Here is a 16,635-nt window from a genome sequence, read left to right as displayed (position 1 = left end):
AAAGTAAAAACGTTTAAAGCTTTAAAATTAAGATAATTGTATGTAGGAGAATCAAGAAATGCAAAAAACATCAAGCTAACAGATCTAAGCTAACATTTGCATTTGAAGCTCTCCACATAACTAAATCCTAATTTCGTTAATTAAAATTTACTATATGACAGTCCTAAGGCTTCTCCCTTAGTGACCAATAAGACAAGTTGCACACTCTGGCCTTATTTCGGCAATATTCCCATTGTGTTGACTGATAACGGACTAAAATAGTTGTGCACCCTTATCAACACGCTCTGAACACTGCGCCTCTTCAATTGAAATTAATTGTAGTAGATAGACACATTGATGTCTATACATTTATAATTTTGGCCATAAATAAATAAAAAAGGCCGTAGCCTATGGAGATACATATGAAAAAAGTAGGAATTATTGGTTGGCGTGGAATGGTTGGATCTGTTCTCTTAGAGAGAATGGAGAGCGAAGGAGACTTTGCCAAAATTGATCCATACTTCTTTTCGACTTCTCAGGCAGGCCAAGTTGGGCCACTTATTTATAATGCTACACACACTCTTAAAGATGCAAATAATATCTCAGAACTTGCTGATATGGATATTATCATCTCTTGCCAAGGCGGAGATTATACAAAGCAAGTACGCCCAGAACTTGAAAAAGTTAACTGGCGAGGTTTTTGGATTGACGCTGCTTCTGCAAAGAGAATGGATGATGACTCACTAATTATTTTAGATCCAGTCAACCGCGATATCATTGACAAGGCCCTTAATGATGGAATTAAAAATTTTGTAGGTGGAAACTGTACCGTTAGCTTGATGCTTATGGGAATTGGAAGCCTCTTCCAAGAAGGCCTTGTTGAGTGGATGAGTACTATGTCTTATCAGGCTGCTTCTGGTGGTGGCGCTCGTCATATGAAAGAGCTTCTAACTCAAATGGAAGTAATTGGAAATATGGCCAAGCCTCTAATGGATGGGCCAATTCTTCAACTCGATCAAAATATCTCTAATCTTTTAAAAAGTAACGAGCTAGAAAGTGATTGTTTTGGTGTTCCTCTAGCGCTTAATTTAATCCCTTGGATTGATAGTGGCGTCGAAGATGGCCAGACACGTGAAGAGTGGAAAGCATTTAGTGAAACAAATAAGATCTTAGGACGTTCTAAGAATCCAATTCCTATTGATGGGACTTGTGTAAGAGTTGGTGCCTTAAGGTCACATTCTCAAGCATTAACAGTAAAGCTTAATAAATCAGTAGATCTTAAAACAATAGAAGACATGATTAGGAACTTTTCTGAGTATACTGAGTTTGTTGAAAATACACCAGAGGCCACACGTGAAAAACTCAACCCACGCTATGTTTCAGGAACACTTAAGACGACTGTTGGCCGAGTACGTAAGATGCACATGGGGGATGAGTACCTAAATATCTTTACAAGTGGTGATCAACTTCTTTGGGGAGCGGCAGAGCCATTAAGAAGAATGCTTAATATCGTGCTATAATAGATTTATGGAATTAGATTATAATAAATTAGTTAAAGATTTTTATGAAAATGGCTTTTGCATTGTAGAGGGCCTTTTTGATTTTTCGGAAATTAAGCGCATCAAGCGCTCGTTTGATAACTTATATGAAGCATCTCAAACGATAGAAGAAACTCAGATGCTAAAGCTAGCACAATTCGTTTTTGACAAGAGTGCTTTAAACCGTATCGTTTGGTGTGGCGGTTATGATGAACATCTTCTTGATATAGGTGCTGACAAGAAAATTCTAAATATTGTAGGTAGGATACTAGAGTCAAACGAATTAGTTCAGCTTATTAATCAGGCCCACTTTAAGCTACCGGGACAAATTGTTGAATTTAAGTGGCATCAAGATAGTGAACATCGTCGATATGGAACAGAGCTGTGGGAAGATGTTGATGGGCGAGGCAGTTACGTTCAAACAGTAATGGCCATTGATGATATGAATTCTCTCAATGGACCTCTTAAGTTCATCCCAAAATCGCATCTTCAAGGTCATCTTAATTATAAGGAAGATCCAAGTATTATTGATGATCTTCTCGAAAAACTTCCGGCCATTGATCTAAAGCTTAAGGCCGGTGATGTTGCTTTCTTTGGCCCCTATACTTTTCATTCTTCATCACTTAATAAAACAGATTCACCTCGTAGAGTTTTAATTAATGGTTATGCACAGCCAGGTGCAAATAAGAGAGAGTATCCTGGGGCTGGTTTTGGTAGGCGACTTACACTTTAAGTTTTTAACCTTAATTCACGATTATTAAGTTCATCGCTATTTTGCTTGCGCTATATTGTGACTATGCACACAATAAAACAAGGAAATAGCGATGAGCAAAACGAATTATAAGAAGTATCTTTTCCCTGTCTTAGGGGCAGTTCTTGCTATCTCTTGGATATCAACTGTCACTTACCTTGTACAAACGAATACACCTGAAAGCTATCGAACGCATCTTTCGCAAAAGGCCATTGATAAAATCTACTACGGTAAAGAACGTGGTAGTAATGAGAGATCTATTGCTTCTGTCCCAGTTAACGATGATCCACTTTTAAAAGAGGCCTATTCACTTGGACTAAGTGCATACCTTTGGGGCTCAACACTTGTTAGAATGGAAAATATCGCACGTATTTATACTGACGTTACACAAAAGCAGCCTGAAACAAGCTTCCGTGCACCTTTAAACGAATTTGGTCACTCTAGACGTCTGCCAGGTCCGACAGATACCGATATGCCTACCGCTAATCAGGACACTCTTTATTCAAGTGCTATTTTAGACTTAAACCAGTCACCAATGGTGCTATCCATTCCTACAATTAAAGATCGCTACTATGTTATTAATATTTTCGATATGTGGCATAACCTAATTAAGTATGTGGGAACCAGAGCAACAGGGACAAATGCACAAAAGTACTTAATAGTGGCACCAAATACAATTGGATTGTACAAGAATGACAAGAGACTCTCAGAGTTTACTATCATTGAGGCCTCAACATCGAAAGTTTGGCTTTGGGGACGTACACAGGTTTTTAAGTCAGAGGATATGAATAAAGAACTCACTGAAGTTCACAAGATTCAGGATCAATATAAACTTACTGAGCTAGACGAGTACTTGGGAAATAAAAAACGCGTGCGTATTTATCCGCTAGAAAAACGTATTGGAGGTGATAGTGACCCTCTAAGATTTTTTAAAGAGCTAGGAGAGTATTTAAAGGTAAACCCAGTCACTGATAAAGAGCGGGCGCTATTTGGACAATTTAAAAAGATTGGCATTACAAAAGATGGGTTCAAAAAAGAGATGCTCACGCAGTCCGTACAAGATATTTTAGCTCAGGTTTTAAACGATGGCCCACAAGTTAGTGCAGCACAAATCAGAAATCCAGCTAATACAAAATTTGCTAATGGTTGGAGTTATGTTTTTGGGCTAGATAATTTTGGGGATGATTATGCTCTACGCTCAATGGTTTCACATTCATACCTTGGTGGACAGGGAGAAAAGGAGGCCTTGTATCCTTTAGCCGAGATTGATATCAAAGGTAATAAGCTTACAGGCTCTAAAATGTATCGAATTCGCTTTAAGACTGAACCAAAGGTTAGAGCTTTCTGGTCTGTCACAGTCTACGATAGTGTTAGCAAAATGCTTATTAAAAATGATCTCGAACGTTATTCATTGAATAACAGTAGTAACCTAACTAAAAAACCTGATGGTTCATTTGAACTTTATTTGTCAAATCGCATGCCAATGGATGAAAAACAGAAAGCAAATTGGTTAGCAACCCCAAAAGGCAATTTCTATGTCATCATGAGATTGTATATTCCATCAAAAAAGATTCTCGATTTGAAATGGAAGGTTCCAGGCATTGAGCCAGTTGAACCAAAAGTTATTTCAATGAAGTAGGTTGTGCAATGGTTTATAAGAATTTTTTTAAAATCAGAAATACTATCCTATCAGTTGTGGCCATCGTCTTATGGGTGGCCTTTATTACTTATATGATTATTGAGCGTGATAAGCCTGAGCGTACACCGGCATCTGCTAAAGATGATATACAACAAGAGAAGAAAAGGCCTAAACCCCATAGTCTATATCGCAACTAATGTCTCTGTTTTTTACACCTATGTAGAAATGTTAAAAATTTTAAGAAGAACACTTGATTTTGCTATATTCAGTCTATGCGTTTCTTATTATTACTTATCCTCTTTTCAATTTTTAGTGTGAATTATTCCTACGCACAGGAATATGGCCTACTTGATTTAAATAATGGGGTGTTGTCAAAGAGAAGTGTTGACCATTACCTAAGGCCATTTCAAACAGATGGTTGTTCATCAATTTCTCCTCAGGGAACATTTAATGCACCTAAACTGTGGCAGCATTGTTGTATTGAACATGATGTTAGTTACTGGATGGGTGGAACTCTAATGGAAAAAATAACGGCCGACGAAGAACTTAAACAATGTGTTTCAGATGTGTTCTCTAGTATTTTTGGTAAGGCCATGCAGGTTGCTGTCTATATCGGTGGCAATCCATCATTTCACACAGGTTATGCCTGGGGCTATGGCTGGAACCATATTAGAGGCTATCATGATCTCACAATACGAGATAAGAATGAAATTTCACAAAAAATGCCTAAGGATCCACAAGGACAAGAAATCGTTGAATTAGGTTTTGATAAAGAAAGAATCCCACTTAAAAATGATAATCTTTGCTTAGAAGAAGTAAATGATTTTCTTGAGAAGCGTATTAAGAAAAAAGTTAATATTAATGTAATTAAAGAAATCGATAAATTTGTCTCTAATGGCTTCTTTCTTGAAGCAGATAATTGTAAAGGCACAATCAGAGCGATTATGAAACGTGGAGTAAGTCATAATGACTGTCGTGATATACCATTTGAAAATAAATGGAAGCGTACTCTCAAGTCAATTGAGGCCACTGGCGAGTGTGGCGAAATCTATGGACGTATATACTTAGCAAAGTAATCATCCATCTTATGCTTAACCTTTGGCGCTAGCCAAATTGTGGCAATCATATTTGGAATGGCCATCAGGGCAAAGCCAATATCCATAGCATTTACCATGTCTTCCGGTGCAGATATTGCTCCTAAAAGAACTGTTGAGGCATAAAAGATAGCGAAGGTTAATTTCGCGCCTAGGAGTGGTAATCCTCCAAAGAGAAAGTCCCAACATTTCTCACAATAATTTGAACATCCGATAATAGTCGATAATGCAAATAGAATAATTGATAGTCCTAATAGGTGTGAGCCCATAACTCCAAAATTTTTCACAAAGGCCATTTGAGTTATAAGAACGCCATTTGAGCCTTGTAGCTCCTCAGGAGTAAGCGAGCTTAGGATAACAATTGAAGTCATCGTACAAACGAGAATAGTATCAATGAATGGGCCAACCATTGCAACAAGGCCTTCGGCCACAGGCTCACTCGTTTTGGCATTTCCGTGGGCCAATGGTGCTGTGCCAACACCGGCCTCATTTGAATATGTTGCTCTTTTAATACCTGTTTTAAAAATGTGGATAACGGCCAGGCCAGATGCTCCACCTACGGCCGCACGTCCATTGATGGCCTCATTAAAGATGAGATAGAACACATCCACAACACTTGATAGATTCATGATAATGATAGCAATAGCACAACCAACATAAAGTAAGCACATGGCCGGAACAATTTTAGATGTCGCCCCACCAATTCTTCGTACACCACCCATAAGGATGTAAATTATTAATAAGGCGGCTACTATTCCCGTTATATAAGTTGGGATACTGTAATTCGATTCAATAAAGGTTGCCATTTGATTCGTGTTAAAAATTCCTAGAGTACCAATGAGACCTGCCAGCGCAAAGAAGTAAGCAAGGAAGTGCATATACTTTGGTAGCGCCTGCATGATAGTATACATCGGTCCACCTTGAATTTCTCCGTGGTGATCATTTTTTCGATACATAACGGCCAGCGTACACTCGAAGAATTTGGTATTCATTCCAATAAGAGCACCGACCCACATCCAAAATATTGCACCAGGGCCACCTTGTGAAATCGCCACCGCAACTCCTGCAACATTTCCCATCCCAACAGTTGAGGCAAGGGCATTTGTTAGGGCCTTAAAGTGTGAAATTTGTCCTTTACTCTCATCATCATGAGCGTGGTGATACTTTCCTGCAATAAGCTTTAGCGCATGCATGAAGCCTGCAAGCATTTTAAAGCGAGAGATGGCCACAAGATATAAACCACCTCCAACAAGTAACATCACTAATGGTAGCCCCCAAAGGATATCTACAGTTTGCGCAAGAAATACAGAAATATCCATATAATTTCCTATGATAATTGAGTAATAAAACTTATTTAAAATCTTTCCACAAAATGACATAAATGGCCAATTACTTTACGGACCATTACGAGTTTACAAAATTAACTATAATTAAGGCCAAGACTTTTATATTAGGACCTATGAGAATTATCTTAAGCCTATGCTTTTTAACTATATTCTTATCCTGTCACAATCAGGATACTGAGCTTCTAATTAAATCAAATAAGATGATTTATGGTGAAGATAATCGCCGTGAAGTAAGTAAGAATATTGTCTCTGAAGCGACTGCTGCGATAATACATAAAGATAACTTGGGACGCTTTGAGAGCATTCAAGAGCGCTCAAACTTATGCCCAAACGAAAAATTCGCCAAGCAAAATTCAATTGGCGAGTGCAGCTCCTTTCTAATTTCTGAAAACAAGATGATGACCGCGGGCCACTGTGTATTCCTAAATGATGGTGATCAGTATAATTTCTGTGAAAATTTTGTCTTTGTTTTCGACTACACAAACAAGAGTTCAAACTTTAAAAAGGTTTATGAGTGTGAAAAAGTGACTCATGTGCTCTTTGATGTTGAGGAAGACGCGGATGTTGCTATCATCGCATTAAAAGAATCAGTCTCACACTCAATGCCTTTAAAACTGTCGACAGATTTCAAAGAAGAAGAAAAGTTGATTACCGTAGGAAGCCCACTTGGAGCACCGTTAAAGATAGTCGACCGAGGTAAGGTTGAATATGATAATGGGCCAACTTTAGAGTATAACCTCGATGTCTTTGGTGGAAACTCTGGCTCGGCCATTTATAGTCTTGATCAAAATGCAGTTATAGGAGTCCATACATTTGGATCAGGCTGGTCACTAGTTATGGATAAGGCCAACAATTGTATGCGCTATAATCGCTGCAAACAAGACTCACAAGACCCTCTATGTATGAGTAAGGGAGGCTTTGCTGGTGGAATGCCAATTCGAGAAGTCCCTGCATATTTTCTAAATGATCTAAATTAATAAAGTTGGCATTCTAGTTGCACCATATACCCTAAGAAATCTTTGAGAGAGGTATAAGGTGTTTAAATCTAAGTTTCTACTAGCAATTCTTTTGACAGTGACCATTTTTTCGACACAACTGCAGGCCAAGCCGATGCACAGTGGAGCGATTAATTCTCGCGCTGATGAAGAATGGGGAAACGAAGAGGCATTAGTTTCACTTAAGTGGCCTCTAAAGTTTCTGCGCTATGATTTACAAGACCTGCTTGTTGGTGATGGAAAAGGAAGCTTTAAGGAAGTTACGAAGATCGATCTAGATCCTATTAATCGTACCTTTCACCTCGATGCAATTATTAATATTCCTGACTCAATGCTTTTATCAATGGAGGATAAGGCCGGTGGTAAGCTTTTAAATGAACACTCGATTTCACTTGTTCTAGGTTTTCCTCCATATGTTCGTGGCCAATATGTAGAACTATCAATTGAAAAATTTATTCTAGATGACATTGATTATACAAATGGTATGCACATCGTAACGAATGTGATGGCTGCACTTTTAAGAAACCGTAGTTTACTTAATTACTTTATGGCCGATGATAAGGCGCCTACAGATTATTCTGATGAAGACCTTTCTAAAGTTATTAAAGATTTATTTGATAACGATGAAATCGTTTTGAAAGACAATCGAATTCGCCTGCGTTTTAACTTTATGAAACTCTCCGGTCTGACTCGCTATCGAGACCTTGAGAATTTACAAATTTGGTTTATTGGGCCAAAGAAGCTTAAAGGAACAAAGCAAGGTGCATCTTTCTTAATTGAAGGTGGAATTGGTAATCCGTCGTTAAGTTATATTAAAGGCGTTAAGACAGATGGAAAAGTTGCTGCTGATGAGCTTAAAAAACTTCGTGAACAAGAATATAAGACTTACGGATTTAGTGCTGATACAGAGCTAAGACTCTCCAAAATTCATTCTAGACTGTTAGAAGCGACAGGGATTTATAATTGGAATGATCGCGAAAGAATGATCATTAACGAAATACTCAAGACATCGATTTCAAAAGCAAGAAATGCCCTAAGTCAAAAAGACCTATACTTTATCGATGAACCTCAACTTGCCAATATTAAATTCTTTGAGCAAGCAGATGAGTTTCTAAGGGTCTCAATTGCCGATTTAAAGCTTAGACATGTTGTGGATATGGAAACTCGAAATGGAGGACGCAAAGGCCCAGAGATGCCATTTGTGAACTCTCGTATCTCACAAAATGCTGTCTCACAATTTACAAACTTTTTCCGCGACTTCAAACTTATTGATAAGGAGCCACTATTTAAAGAATTAGATGTCGTTCTTGCTCCTCATTTACCCGGAGTAATCTTAAAAGGACGTGTGAATCTTGAACTCAATTCATTATTTGAAATGGGACTTGAAGGCGAGGGAATTGACTTTAACAATCCAGATATTCGCCTCGATAGCAAAACTTATGGGGATTCTATTCCATTTGAAATTTCTCTTTATACGTATATGAAAGATAAAGGGGTTCTAGAACTTGATATTAAAAATGCAACTCTTGGTAGTGGCCAAGGACGTATCCTCTTAACTCCTAAGACAGATAAGGGGTACTTTCTTGAAGAATTTACGAAACTGGCCACAGCAAATATCTTAAAGACTTATCTTATTAGTGATCCACTTGCGACCAAAGAAGATGAAGTGATTGTTGATGAAGCCGAGGTAAAAAGAAAGCTTATTGAAAAGCTGGAAAGCTTCAAGGAGAACTTCCAGCGTACTCAGTCTGTAAAGACTGAAGAACAAATCATTGCTGTAAAAAAACTAGACCTTCAAAGTCCATTTAACTCGATTCCTGAAGAGATGACGGAAGAGAACCTTGTGGAGTTCTTTAATAATATTCTAGGTATTGATCGTCGTACTGGAAGGCTTCAGATTAACCTAGATCCTACAATTCTAAGTGAAAAGATTCTCTATGCTCAAAATAATGTTCAAGTTTGGAATATTGAGCCGATCTTCGATAAATTAATGGATAAGACCTATATTGATCTGGCCATCGGTCACGGTGTGAGAACAAAGGATTTCTTATCTCATATCTACAGTCGTCCAGAAAAGAAAGATAGCCTCAATTTTGTGGGAACATCTGGTGATCTAAATAATGAAGGCCCTACTGATTACTCGTTTAAGATTAATCTTAGAGAGTTTGAGTCATTGGTTAATTCAATTCTTACGGCCTCTATTGCGCCTCAAGTGAAAGAAGCAAAGGCAATGCTCTCAACGCTTGAAGAAGGAAGCGTGAATATCCTTGAGGATCTAACGGTAAGATCACAGGGAGATAATCAACTATATCTATCAATTTCTCTTAATCAAGTAGAGAAGAAAAAACGTTGGTTTGGCGCAAGAGTTTTTAATAATATGTTTGGTAATGAAGATAAGAATTATGTAATAGAGAATAATCGTTCTTCAATTAGTGCAAAAATAAAGCTTCATGCAGTGGCATTAAATAACTACAGGAAGGAAATTCTTGAAAAGAATGAAGATGAAATCTTCCTAGGTAATACGTTACTAAAAATTGAGCTAGAATCAATTGGCCGTACAGCAAAGAACGCTGGACTATTTGGCTCAGTTTTAAATGCCATGATAGGGGATGTGAATCTAAAGAATGGTATTATAGGCTCAAACCTTAAAAAGCTTGTTCTAAAAATTGCAGGCCCTATGTTAAATCCTACAGATGAAAGAAATGGCAATGCAACTCTTGCGGGATTTGCTCTTAATAATTATCTGAAAGTTTTTACGACGAAAAAAGATATCTTACTACAACTTAATCCACGCCTTGCAGGACCAGTGTGGGACTTACTCTTAGTTCAAGATCAGGACTTTAAGGGACGCAAAATTGGGATAGGGATCGATTACCCAAGTGAGACGATAAACTTTGATTTTAAGATGGTCTTTAATCCATCAACAGTTGATAAGCATGAGCTTTACCTAATAATGAAAGAGGCCAATGAGATCTCTCAATCTGTGAAAGATGGAAAGCTTAAGACGCCAGCTGATTTCTTAATGGCATATGATCGTCTCTTTTATAATAGTGACATCTCAAAGCTTTCATTAAAGCATCGTCTTATGAAGGTTATTAATAGCTACAATGCACTATCTGTTTTAAATGATGAGCAGTCTCATGCAGATAATTACTCGACAACAGGTGCTGAGCTTATGCAAATTGCAACTGCAGCAAAGGTATTAAGGGATGCGCTTACAAGAATAAGTGATCTTAAGCATCCAAGTAGCGTTAGATCTTATGCAGATAATGCGCACAGGGTTTTAGCTGAACTTGATGAGCGTTTTATTGGGCCATACTACCGCTTATATAATAATCGCTATAAGAAGAATAACCTTAAGATTATTAACGGTGATATCACAGACTGGACGCTTTATATCCTTCCTGATGCACTCTTTGCACAGAAGGCCTTTGAGTTTCTTGATTAATATATATAATGGTCAACTATTTTGGGTTGACCATTTTATAGGCCTTCATAAGTGAGTTTAGATCAACGACTTTATTATTTGAGTTTATACAGCCTGTAATCTTAACTTTATTTATATGACCAAACCGTGGAGTCCCTTTGCTTTGGTAGCATAACGAAAACAATGGATTCTGATTAGAATAAAACTTAAGTGAGTTTGGAAACGTAAAACAATCTGAGATATTCAAGCATTCCTTGGAAGTCATTCTTTCTTTTTCGTAGACGACTTCGGCTTTAAAATCATCTGCAACAAATACAATAGATTCTGCTTTAGCGGCCGAGAGGAGAATACTAATTATCAATATACTGTACTTCATATACCATCTTATAAAACTTTTCATCACTTACCCAAAATGAACCTTTAAAAGAGTTGCAAAGTTCAATTTTATCTCTATCGTAAGCTTCGCAACCTTTACCCCATGAATTCCTAATTTCAAATAGGCATTGACCATCACTCCATGCCCTTCCTATAAGAACACTAGAATGGTTGGTTCCACTAGAAGCTATCTGATTCGCACCATAACTAACACCAACTGGTTTTCCTTTGGCCAATTGGGCCCCAATCTTTTTAAAGTATTTTTTTATGTCTCTAGCGTGTTCATGCCTTTCATGTTGCCGGCCAGAGAGTCGCTTTGGCTTTTTCATAGTTCTTACACTAAACTTTGGTATTTTTACTTTATTCTTGCAGTGATCATCGATGATTTTTTCTAAGAGAGCATTCAATGATTCCTTTTCAAGTGCAAGCTGAAGTTTTGTTGCATCAATAGATAAGTTATAATCTGTATTAATAGCTTCAACTTCACTACATATTAATTTCTTCGATTTGCTATCCGAGCTTTTAATATGTTCTCTTATCGATTCGAGTCTGAGGATTAAGGACTGCGTATCCCCATAGTTGTTTTTATCAAAAGGAAACTCCGACTCACGACATAGTTCTTGTCCATTAGAGCTCTTACGAATGGCCATGCTAGCATAGCCCCCCTCATAGACATCTTCAAATTTATCGTTTATGATTAAATTTCCAATATTATAGCCTAATTTCATAAATGTACTATTATCGACGGACTTATTATAAATGGCCGAAACGTGGGCCGAACTTATAGGAACACCAACTTCAGCAGAAATTAGGTCAGAAGCAGTGAAACCGTAACACCAACCAATAGAATCTTGATCTCGAGGTGAGGAAAAGTGTTTTCGCATGCCAGGAGACATATTCTCTCTTATATCAATTTGTGAGCATTCAGACTCTGTGAGCTTGGCCATTCCAAATGATTGAATAGAAGTGAGCAAAATGATAATGACTTTAAAGTTTTTCATGGTGAATTAGTCGGTTAACAATGAAAATTACTTTAGTTATTGTACAGATTTCCCAAGAATATAATTTAGTCCAAGAAAAATACTTTCGCGGTAGCCTCTTTTCGTTAAGGGGCTATCTTCTACCGCGGAAGAATACTTCGTATACGAATAGAAGCTATTAAGCACGTACTTCTTGCCAATAGGGTAATTCACAATGAGCCTAGCACTTAGCTGGTGAGATGCCCCTGGAGTGTATTCTGGGCGATCTGCGCGTGCTTCAAGACTTGAGACACCAAAGTAGTAACGGCTCCAATTATCACTATACTGAGAATACGTAAGAGCTGGAATTAAAACAATTTTTTCATCCTTCCAAGGTTCAATTGGAAAGGCCTTAGAAACAGATACATAGTATTTGCTGGCCTGTGATCGACCGCTGATATCATGCGCGTAACTAAATCTTGTCATAAACCACTTTGTCGGCAACATAAATGTTAGACCAAGATCAAGGGAGCGATCACGCTCTTTTAGTCCATCGTTGTATGTTCCTGCTTCGGCCTCTACTTTGTTAAAGTCTGGAGATAGCGTTAGACTTGTTAAGGGAAATAGGCGAAAGCTTGCGGCAATCCCACGAAAAGAAAATCTCTTATAATTGTAGTTAATTGAAGGAACGACAGGAATATCGAATTTATCCCCAACTTTATAGAGAGAAGATGAAAAACTAGTCCCAAGGCCAACTTGATTAGTTGGAATAGGCCTTTTACTTCTTTCTCTTTCTAACTGATTGAGCCTTTCGGTTCTTCCGTTAGAAAAAACAGGGGCCGCAAAAACGGCCCCTGATATGATTATTTTGAAAAGTAATTTTTTACAACTTGGCAAACGTACTCGCATTCTTCTTCCGTGATATAGGCGAAACATGGCAGATTTAAAACTGCTTTACTAATATAATCGGCATTACCGCGATCAATTGATCCAACACTGTGGGCAGGAGCACCTTCTTGCTTACTCATGGCACCTGGATAAATTGTCCCAAATCCTACATTTGCTTCTTTTAGAGCAGCTGTAAGACCATCTCTGAGCTCTGGCTCAATAAGAGCAACACTACAGTAACCATTTTCACCTACATGAGCTGGTACTGATTGCATCTTAAGAGGAAGCCCTTGAAGGTTTTCTTGATAGTACTTAACGGCCTTGCGGCGTGAATCAAGTCTTGCATCAATATGCTCAAGAGAAAGATTTAGAAATAGCGCTTCGTAAGCACCAATTCTTGAATTCCAGCCAATTAGGCCGTGGCTATAGTGACTTGTACGTCCGTGGTTGATTAGAGTACGACAAGTATTAATTAGAGTTTCATCATTTGAGAAGATCGCTCCAGCATCTCCAGAAGCTCCTAAAACCTTTGCTGGGTAGAAGCTTGTTGTTGAAATTTTTGCAGTACCTAGAATCGATTCTCCATTGATCGTCGTCCCATAGCACTGAGCTCCGTCTTCAATTAGCATTACGCCATTTTCTTCAGCAATTTGTCTGATTTCCATTGTATCTGGACATGCCCAACCGTATAGGTGAACAAGAATAGCGGCCTTTGGCTTAAATTTCTCAACTGCTTCTTTGAAAGTTTCCTTATCCCAGTGAAGAGTTTCGCGACTAACATCGACAGTTGCCGGATTTGCACCAACGTTAACAACGGCCTCAAAAGTCGCCCAAAAAGTCATATCAGGAACAAGAACAACATCATTCTTCTCAACGCCACTTGCTCTTAGGGCAATTTGGATCGCATCTGTTCCATTGGCACAACCAACTGAGTATTTAGCTCCAGTCTTAGCTGCTAGCTTCTCTTCAAGTTTGTTAACCTGAGGTCCACCAATAAATTGTGTGTTATCAAATAGTGTTTCAACGCCCGAAAGGAATTCTTCACGAAACCCATCTTCAAAGCGATTTAAAGTAATAAATGGTACGCCGTTTACTGACATATTTCCTCGCATTTTTAAGTAATTAGACACATTATAGGGGAAAGAATATGACTTAGGAATAGCGAATATTGTTAAATTTGGGTCAATATAAGGGGCAAAATAGGGGATTTTCGTCGCGATAATGTCTCAACAAAATCTGTACACCACTATATATAGATTTCAATATTACTCATAGCGTTCAGATTGTCTGTTATATAAGTAAAATGAAAACATTCTTACTTGCAGCGACTTGCCTTATCACATCTAATTTATTTGCCTCTAGTGTAATCACATCAGAGGAAGAGTTTCGCGAGGTCGTCGAAAGCGTTCTTAGTATTTATGACCAAAAATTACCACAAGGCAAGAATCGCCAAGTCGACATTAATTGGGAGTCAAAGACGTTAAATGCATCAGTTGGCTATAAAGGGCATTCAGAATCTGTACGTTTCAGTTTTCACGGAGAGTTTGTACGCAAAAATAAGCTTTCTAAAGATGCCTTCGCCCTTATTGCTTGTCATGAAGTTGGCCATATTATCGGAGGTTACCCGAAAGTGATGCCAACACAGAAATACTCAAGTGAGGCCCAATCTGATTACTTTGCAACTAATGAATGCTTAAAGAAATACTTTGCCTTAAATAGCTCTGGAAGCACTGAATTGGATGGTATTAGCGCTGAGAATCTGACAGAGTGTAAACAAGATAAAACATGCCTAAGAGGCCTTCGTGCCATCAGAGATGCTTCTGTGATTTATCCTGGAAGTGATATCAATGCAAAATCAGACCATATCTCAAGTGTGACAATCTTTAATGATTATCCTCAAAATCAGTGCCGCGTGGACACACTTAAGGCCGGTCTTTTAAATCAACCAAGACCAAATTGTTGGTTTAAATCTTATCAAAAAGATCGCTATGAATATCAATTTGATTATGACTATGAAGAGGCCCAGGGAGTCGCTGAAATCACAGAGGTAACGGCCACAGACTACGGCTGCCATATTCGTACAAAATATCCTGATGTATGGATGGGTGCATACTTAAACCCATTATCAGAAAGCGAGCTTCTAATGCGCGGAGTACGCTATGTAGGCACTAATTGTAAGTATCAAGTAGGGGATACGCTTAGTGGTGCCATGAGCCTATTTCGTGGGAATTTATACCTAAACCTAAATCCAACTGATAAATAAATATTAAGTTTTCTTAACTATGAACTTCGCCTCCAATTGCATAATAATTGTTAAATATTATTTACAGTTGGGGGACAAATGAAGATTTTAGCTAAAATCTCTATTGCATTAACGCTTATTTCAGCATTATCAACAATCGCAGCAACCGTTGACTTTGGAACGACTAATCACATCGCATTTCGATGCCAAGTGGACATCTTTGAAAAGAAGGTCAATCCCGTTTCATATCGTGCATATGCTGGACGCCTGATTAACTCAGTATTTCATGAACAGTACAATAATATCACTGGGCCAGATCTTAAAATGCTAATGGATTATGGTAATGGCCGCGCGCTTTTTTCTAACGTCATCATTGGTGGCAATGGATACTTAAAATGGTCAGTAGTCGAAACTGATGACCGTGGATATGGAATCGCAGAGGCCACATGGCCAATCTCTGCCCGTGTTCTTTATAGTCCACGTCATTATGATCGCGCTATAAATAGAAAATCAGTAGGAGAGTCAAACGATCACCTATATCGTGTTGAATGCTTTGAAGTGAATCAAGTACCTGGTGACGATGATATCGTCATTGGTGTCTAAAATAGTAATTGAAAAATCCCCTTCTTTTATGAAATAATTTTTGCTTACTTATTATTTTATAAAAGAAGGATTTTTCATGAAATATTCGCTAGCTCTTATTGCTGCAATTTTTAGCTGTTACTCATACGCACTTAATTTCGAAAATACGAATCAAAATACCTATGAAGCGGCCACTTTAATTGGTGGTGTTGGCATCAAGTGTGACAACGGCTCAAATCAGGCCGTAAAAGCCTTCGGATGTAAAACGCGTCATCTATATCCCGTAAGATTTGAAGACTTCATTGTGGGCCAAAGTTTAGAGGCCGATAAAATCATAGTGTCTTACACAGATGAAAAAGGCAGAAAAAAGTCAAAAACTCTCCGTTACGATATGACTAGTCAGCGTACGAAAAAATCACTGAATCTTTGGCAGAAAAACTTGCGAAAAAAGCCTGTGCTACACACGGGTAAAAATATCATTAAAATGAGCGCATATTTCAAAGGCCGTTTAGTTGAAGAAAAAACACACGAAATCTACGTTGAAGACCTAGGCCAAGTTTCATGTGGATCACAGATGTTTATCTCACGTGATATGTCAGATTGTTTCTCAGCGGCCAGAGCATGTGAGAAGTTATATCAACTAACAAATTTCTGTCGTTTGAAATAATACAAAAAAAGTGACGTTCTAAAATCGATTCTAAGAGCTTCAAATAAATTACGCGACCAAGTTGTCGCGTTTTTTATGTCAAATATTGCCTAGGTGTAGATGGCTATAATTGGGGTTATAATCATTATGATAACTTAGAATATAGCCTCACCC

General features: G+C 38.1%; 15 protein-coding genes and 1 riboswitch. Of the genes, 10 read left to right on the top strand and 5 right to left on the bottom strand.

Going from position 1 to position 16,635, the window contains the following annotated elements:
- Positions 1-97: 97 nt before the first annotated feature.
- A riboswitch (Lysine riboswitch) is annotated at positions 98-310 on the bottom strand.
- 91 nt (positions 311-401) lie between these two features.
- The 5 genes from asd (at position 402) to M902_RS15855 (ending at position 4,983) form a co-directional block, all read left to right on the top strand.
- Entirely contained in the window at positions 402-1,499 is a 1,098-nt protein-coding gene (asd, locus tag M902_RS07180; protein WP_021266563.1) for an aspartate-semialdehyde dehydrogenase, read from the top strand.
- A 7-nt stretch (positions 1,500-1,506) separates the two neighbouring features.
- Positions 1,507-2,250, top strand: a complete 744-nt coding sequence (locus tag M902_RS07175) for a phytanoyl-CoA dioxygenase family protein (RefSeq protein ID WP_021266904.1) — start codon at positions 1,507-1,509, stop codon at positions 2,248-2,250.
- A 91-nt stretch (positions 2,251-2,341) separates the two neighbouring features.
- Positions 2,342-3,907 carry a DUF1254 domain-containing protein gene (locus M902_RS07170; protein ID WP_021266668.1) on the top strand — a complete coding sequence of 522 codons (1,566 nt, stop codon included), beginning with the start codon at positions 2,342-2,344 and terminating at the stop codon, positions 3,905-3,907.
- A gap of 8 nt (positions 3,908-3,915) precedes the next feature.
- Positions 3,916-4,104 carry a hypothetical protein gene (locus M902_RS07165; protein ID WP_021266667.1) on the top strand — a complete coding sequence of 63 codons (189 nt, stop codon included), beginning with the start codon at positions 3,916-3,918 and terminating at the stop codon, positions 4,102-4,104.
- A 75-nt stretch (positions 4,105-4,179) separates the two neighbouring features.
- Complete coding sequence (locus M902_RS15855) at positions 4,180-4,983, top strand: hypothetical protein (protein WP_021267060.1); 804 nt, start codon at positions 4,180-4,182, stop codon at positions 4,981-4,983.
- On the opposite strand, the gene M902_RS07155 is transcribed toward M902_RS15855, so the two are convergent.
- Positions 4,956-6,320 (bottom strand): sodium:alanine symporter family protein, encoded by a 1,365-nt coding sequence (locus tag M902_RS07155; RefSeq protein WP_021266590.1) that lies wholly within the window; start codon positions 6,318-6,320, stop codon positions 4,956-4,958. The two genes, M902_RS15855 and M902_RS07155, sit on opposite strands and share 28 nt — an antisense overlap.
- Positions 6,321-6,460: 140 nt before the next feature.
- On the opposite strand from M902_RS07155, the gene M902_RS07150 reads away from it, so the two are divergent.
- Together M902_RS07150 and M902_RS07145 are read left to right on the top strand one after the other, a co-directional pair.
- Positions 6,461-7,324 (top strand): serine protease, encoded by an 864-nt coding sequence (locus M902_RS07150; RefSeq protein ID WP_198011875.1) that lies wholly within the window; start codon positions 6,461-6,463, stop codon positions 7,322-7,324.
- A gap of 58 nt (positions 7,325-7,382) precedes the next feature.
- Positions 7,383-10,790 carry a hypothetical protein gene (locus M902_RS07145; RefSeq protein ID WP_021266893.1) on the top strand — a complete coding sequence of 1,136 codons (3,408 nt, stop codon included), beginning with the start codon at positions 7,383-7,385 and terminating at the stop codon, positions 10,788-10,790.
- 16 nt (positions 10,791-10,806) lie between these two features.
- Here M902_RS07145 and M902_RS07140 read toward each other — a convergent pair whose 3' ends face one another.
- From M902_RS07140 to M902_RS07125, 4 genes are read right to left on the bottom strand one after another with little or no spacing between them, the layout of a single operon-like run.
- Positions 10,807-11,145: a hypothetical protein gene (locus M902_RS07140; RefSeq protein WP_040314275.1), complete on the bottom strand. Its 339-nt coding sequence runs from the start codon at positions 11,143-11,145 to the stop codon at positions 10,807-10,809.
- A complete protein-coding gene (locus M902_RS07135; protein WP_021267100.1) occupies positions 11,120-12,145 on the bottom strand; it encodes a hypothetical protein in 1,026 nt (341 codons plus the stop codon). The genes M902_RS07140 and M902_RS07135 overlap by 26 nt, the downstream gene beginning before the upstream one ends.
- A gap of 36 nt (positions 12,146-12,181) precedes the next feature.
- Complete coding sequence (locus tag M902_RS07130; protein WP_021266789.1) at positions 12,182-13,012, bottom strand: MipA/OmpV family protein; 831 nt, start codon at positions 13,010-13,012, stop codon at positions 12,182-12,184.
- The gene (locus M902_RS07125; protein WP_021266962.1) at positions 12,967-14,091 is read right to left on the bottom strand and encodes a DegT/DnrJ/EryC1/StrS aminotransferase family protein; all 1,125 of its coding nucleotides are present in this window, start codon (positions 14,089-14,091) and stop codon (positions 12,967-12,969) included. The genes M902_RS07130 and M902_RS07125 overlap by 46 nt, the downstream gene beginning before the upstream one ends.
- Before the next feature lie 203 nt (positions 14,092-14,294).
- On the opposite strand from M902_RS07125, the gene M902_RS07120 reads away from it, so the two are divergent.
- The 3 genes from M902_RS07120 to M902_RS07110 all read left to right on the top strand — a co-directional run bounded on the left by M902_RS07120 (position 14,295) and on the right by M902_RS07110 (position 16,482).
- The gene (locus tag M902_RS07120; protein ID WP_021266578.1) at positions 14,295-15,254 is read left to right on the top strand and encodes a hypothetical protein; all 960 of its coding nucleotides are present in this window, start codon (positions 14,295-14,297) and stop codon (positions 15,252-15,254) included.
- A gap of 78 nt (positions 15,255-15,332) precedes the next feature.
- Positions 15,333-15,836 carry a hypothetical protein gene (locus tag M902_RS07115; protein WP_021267102.1) on the top strand — a complete coding sequence of 168 codons (504 nt, stop codon included), beginning with the start codon at positions 15,333-15,335 and terminating at the stop codon, positions 15,834-15,836.
- 76 nt (positions 15,837-15,912) lie between these two features.
- Positions 15,913-16,482, top strand: a complete 570-nt coding sequence (locus tag M902_RS07110) for a hypothetical protein (RefSeq protein ID WP_021266896.1) — start codon at positions 15,913-15,915, stop codon at positions 16,480-16,482.
- The last annotated feature ends 153 nt before the right edge of the window (positions 16,483-16,635 follow it).

This window comes from Bacteriovorax sp. BAL6_X (genome assembly GCF_000443995.1).
GTDB lineage: Bacteria > Bdellovibrionota > Bacteriovoracia > Bacteriovoracales > Bacteriovoracaceae > Halobacteriovorax_A.
This window is presented reverse-complemented; position numbering and strand designations above follow the sequence as displayed.

What these genes read in the sequence shown, in the direction of transcription:
- asd (WP_021266563.1), top strand. Translation starts at nt 402, where the DNA reads ATGAAAAAAGTAGGAATTATTGGTTGGCGTGGAATGGTTGGATCTGTT.
- M902_RS07175 (WP_021266904.1), top strand. Translation starts at nt 1,507, where the DNA reads ATGGAATTAGATTATAATAAATTAGTTAAAGATTTTTATGAAAATGGC.
- M902_RS07170 (WP_021266668.1), top strand. Translation starts at nt 2,342, where the DNA reads ATGAGCAAAACGAATTATAAGAAGTATCTTTTCCCTGTCTTAGGGGCA.
- M902_RS07165 (WP_021266667.1), top strand. Translation starts at nt 3,916, where the DNA reads ATGGTTTATAAGAATTTTTTTAAAATCAGAAATACTATCCTATCAGTT.
- M902_RS15855 (WP_021267060.1), top strand. Translation starts at nt 4,180, where the DNA reads ATGCGTTTCTTATTATTACTTATCCTCTTTTCAATTTTTAGTGTGAAT.
- M902_RS07155 (WP_021266590.1), bottom strand. Translation starts at nt 6,320, where the DNA reads ATGGATATTTCTGTATTTCTTGCGCAAACTGTAGATATCCTTTGGGGG.
- M902_RS07150 (WP_198011875.1), top strand. Translation starts at nt 6,461, where the DNA reads ATGAGAATTATCTTAAGCCTATGCTTTTTAACTATATTCTTATCCTGT.
- M902_RS07140 (WP_040314275.1), bottom strand. Translation starts at nt 11,145, where the DNA reads ATGAAGTACAGTATATTGATAATTAGTATTCTCCTCTCGGCCGCTAAA.
- M902_RS07135 (WP_021267100.1), bottom strand. Translation starts at nt 12,145, where the DNA reads ATGAAAAACTTTAAAGTCATTATCATTTTGCTCACTTCTATTCAATCA.
- M902_RS07130 (WP_021266789.1), bottom strand. Translation starts at nt 13,012, where the DNA reads ATGCGAGTACGTTTGCCAAGTTGTAAAAAATTACTTTTCAAAATAATC.
- M902_RS07125 (WP_021266962.1), bottom strand. Translation starts at nt 14,091, where the DNA reads ATGTCAGTAAACGGCGTACCATTTATTACTTTAAATCGCTTTGAAGAT.
- M902_RS07120 (WP_021266578.1), top strand. Translation starts at nt 14,295, where the DNA reads ATGAAAACATTCTTACTTGCAGCGACTTGCCTTATCACATCTAATTTA.
- M902_RS07115 (WP_021267102.1), top strand. Translation starts at nt 15,333, where the DNA reads ATGAAGATTTTAGCTAAAATCTCTATTGCATTAACGCTTATTTCAGCA.
- M902_RS07110 (WP_021266896.1), top strand. Translation starts at nt 15,913, where the DNA reads ATGAAATATTCGCTAGCTCTTATTGCTGCAATTTTTAGCTGTTACTCA.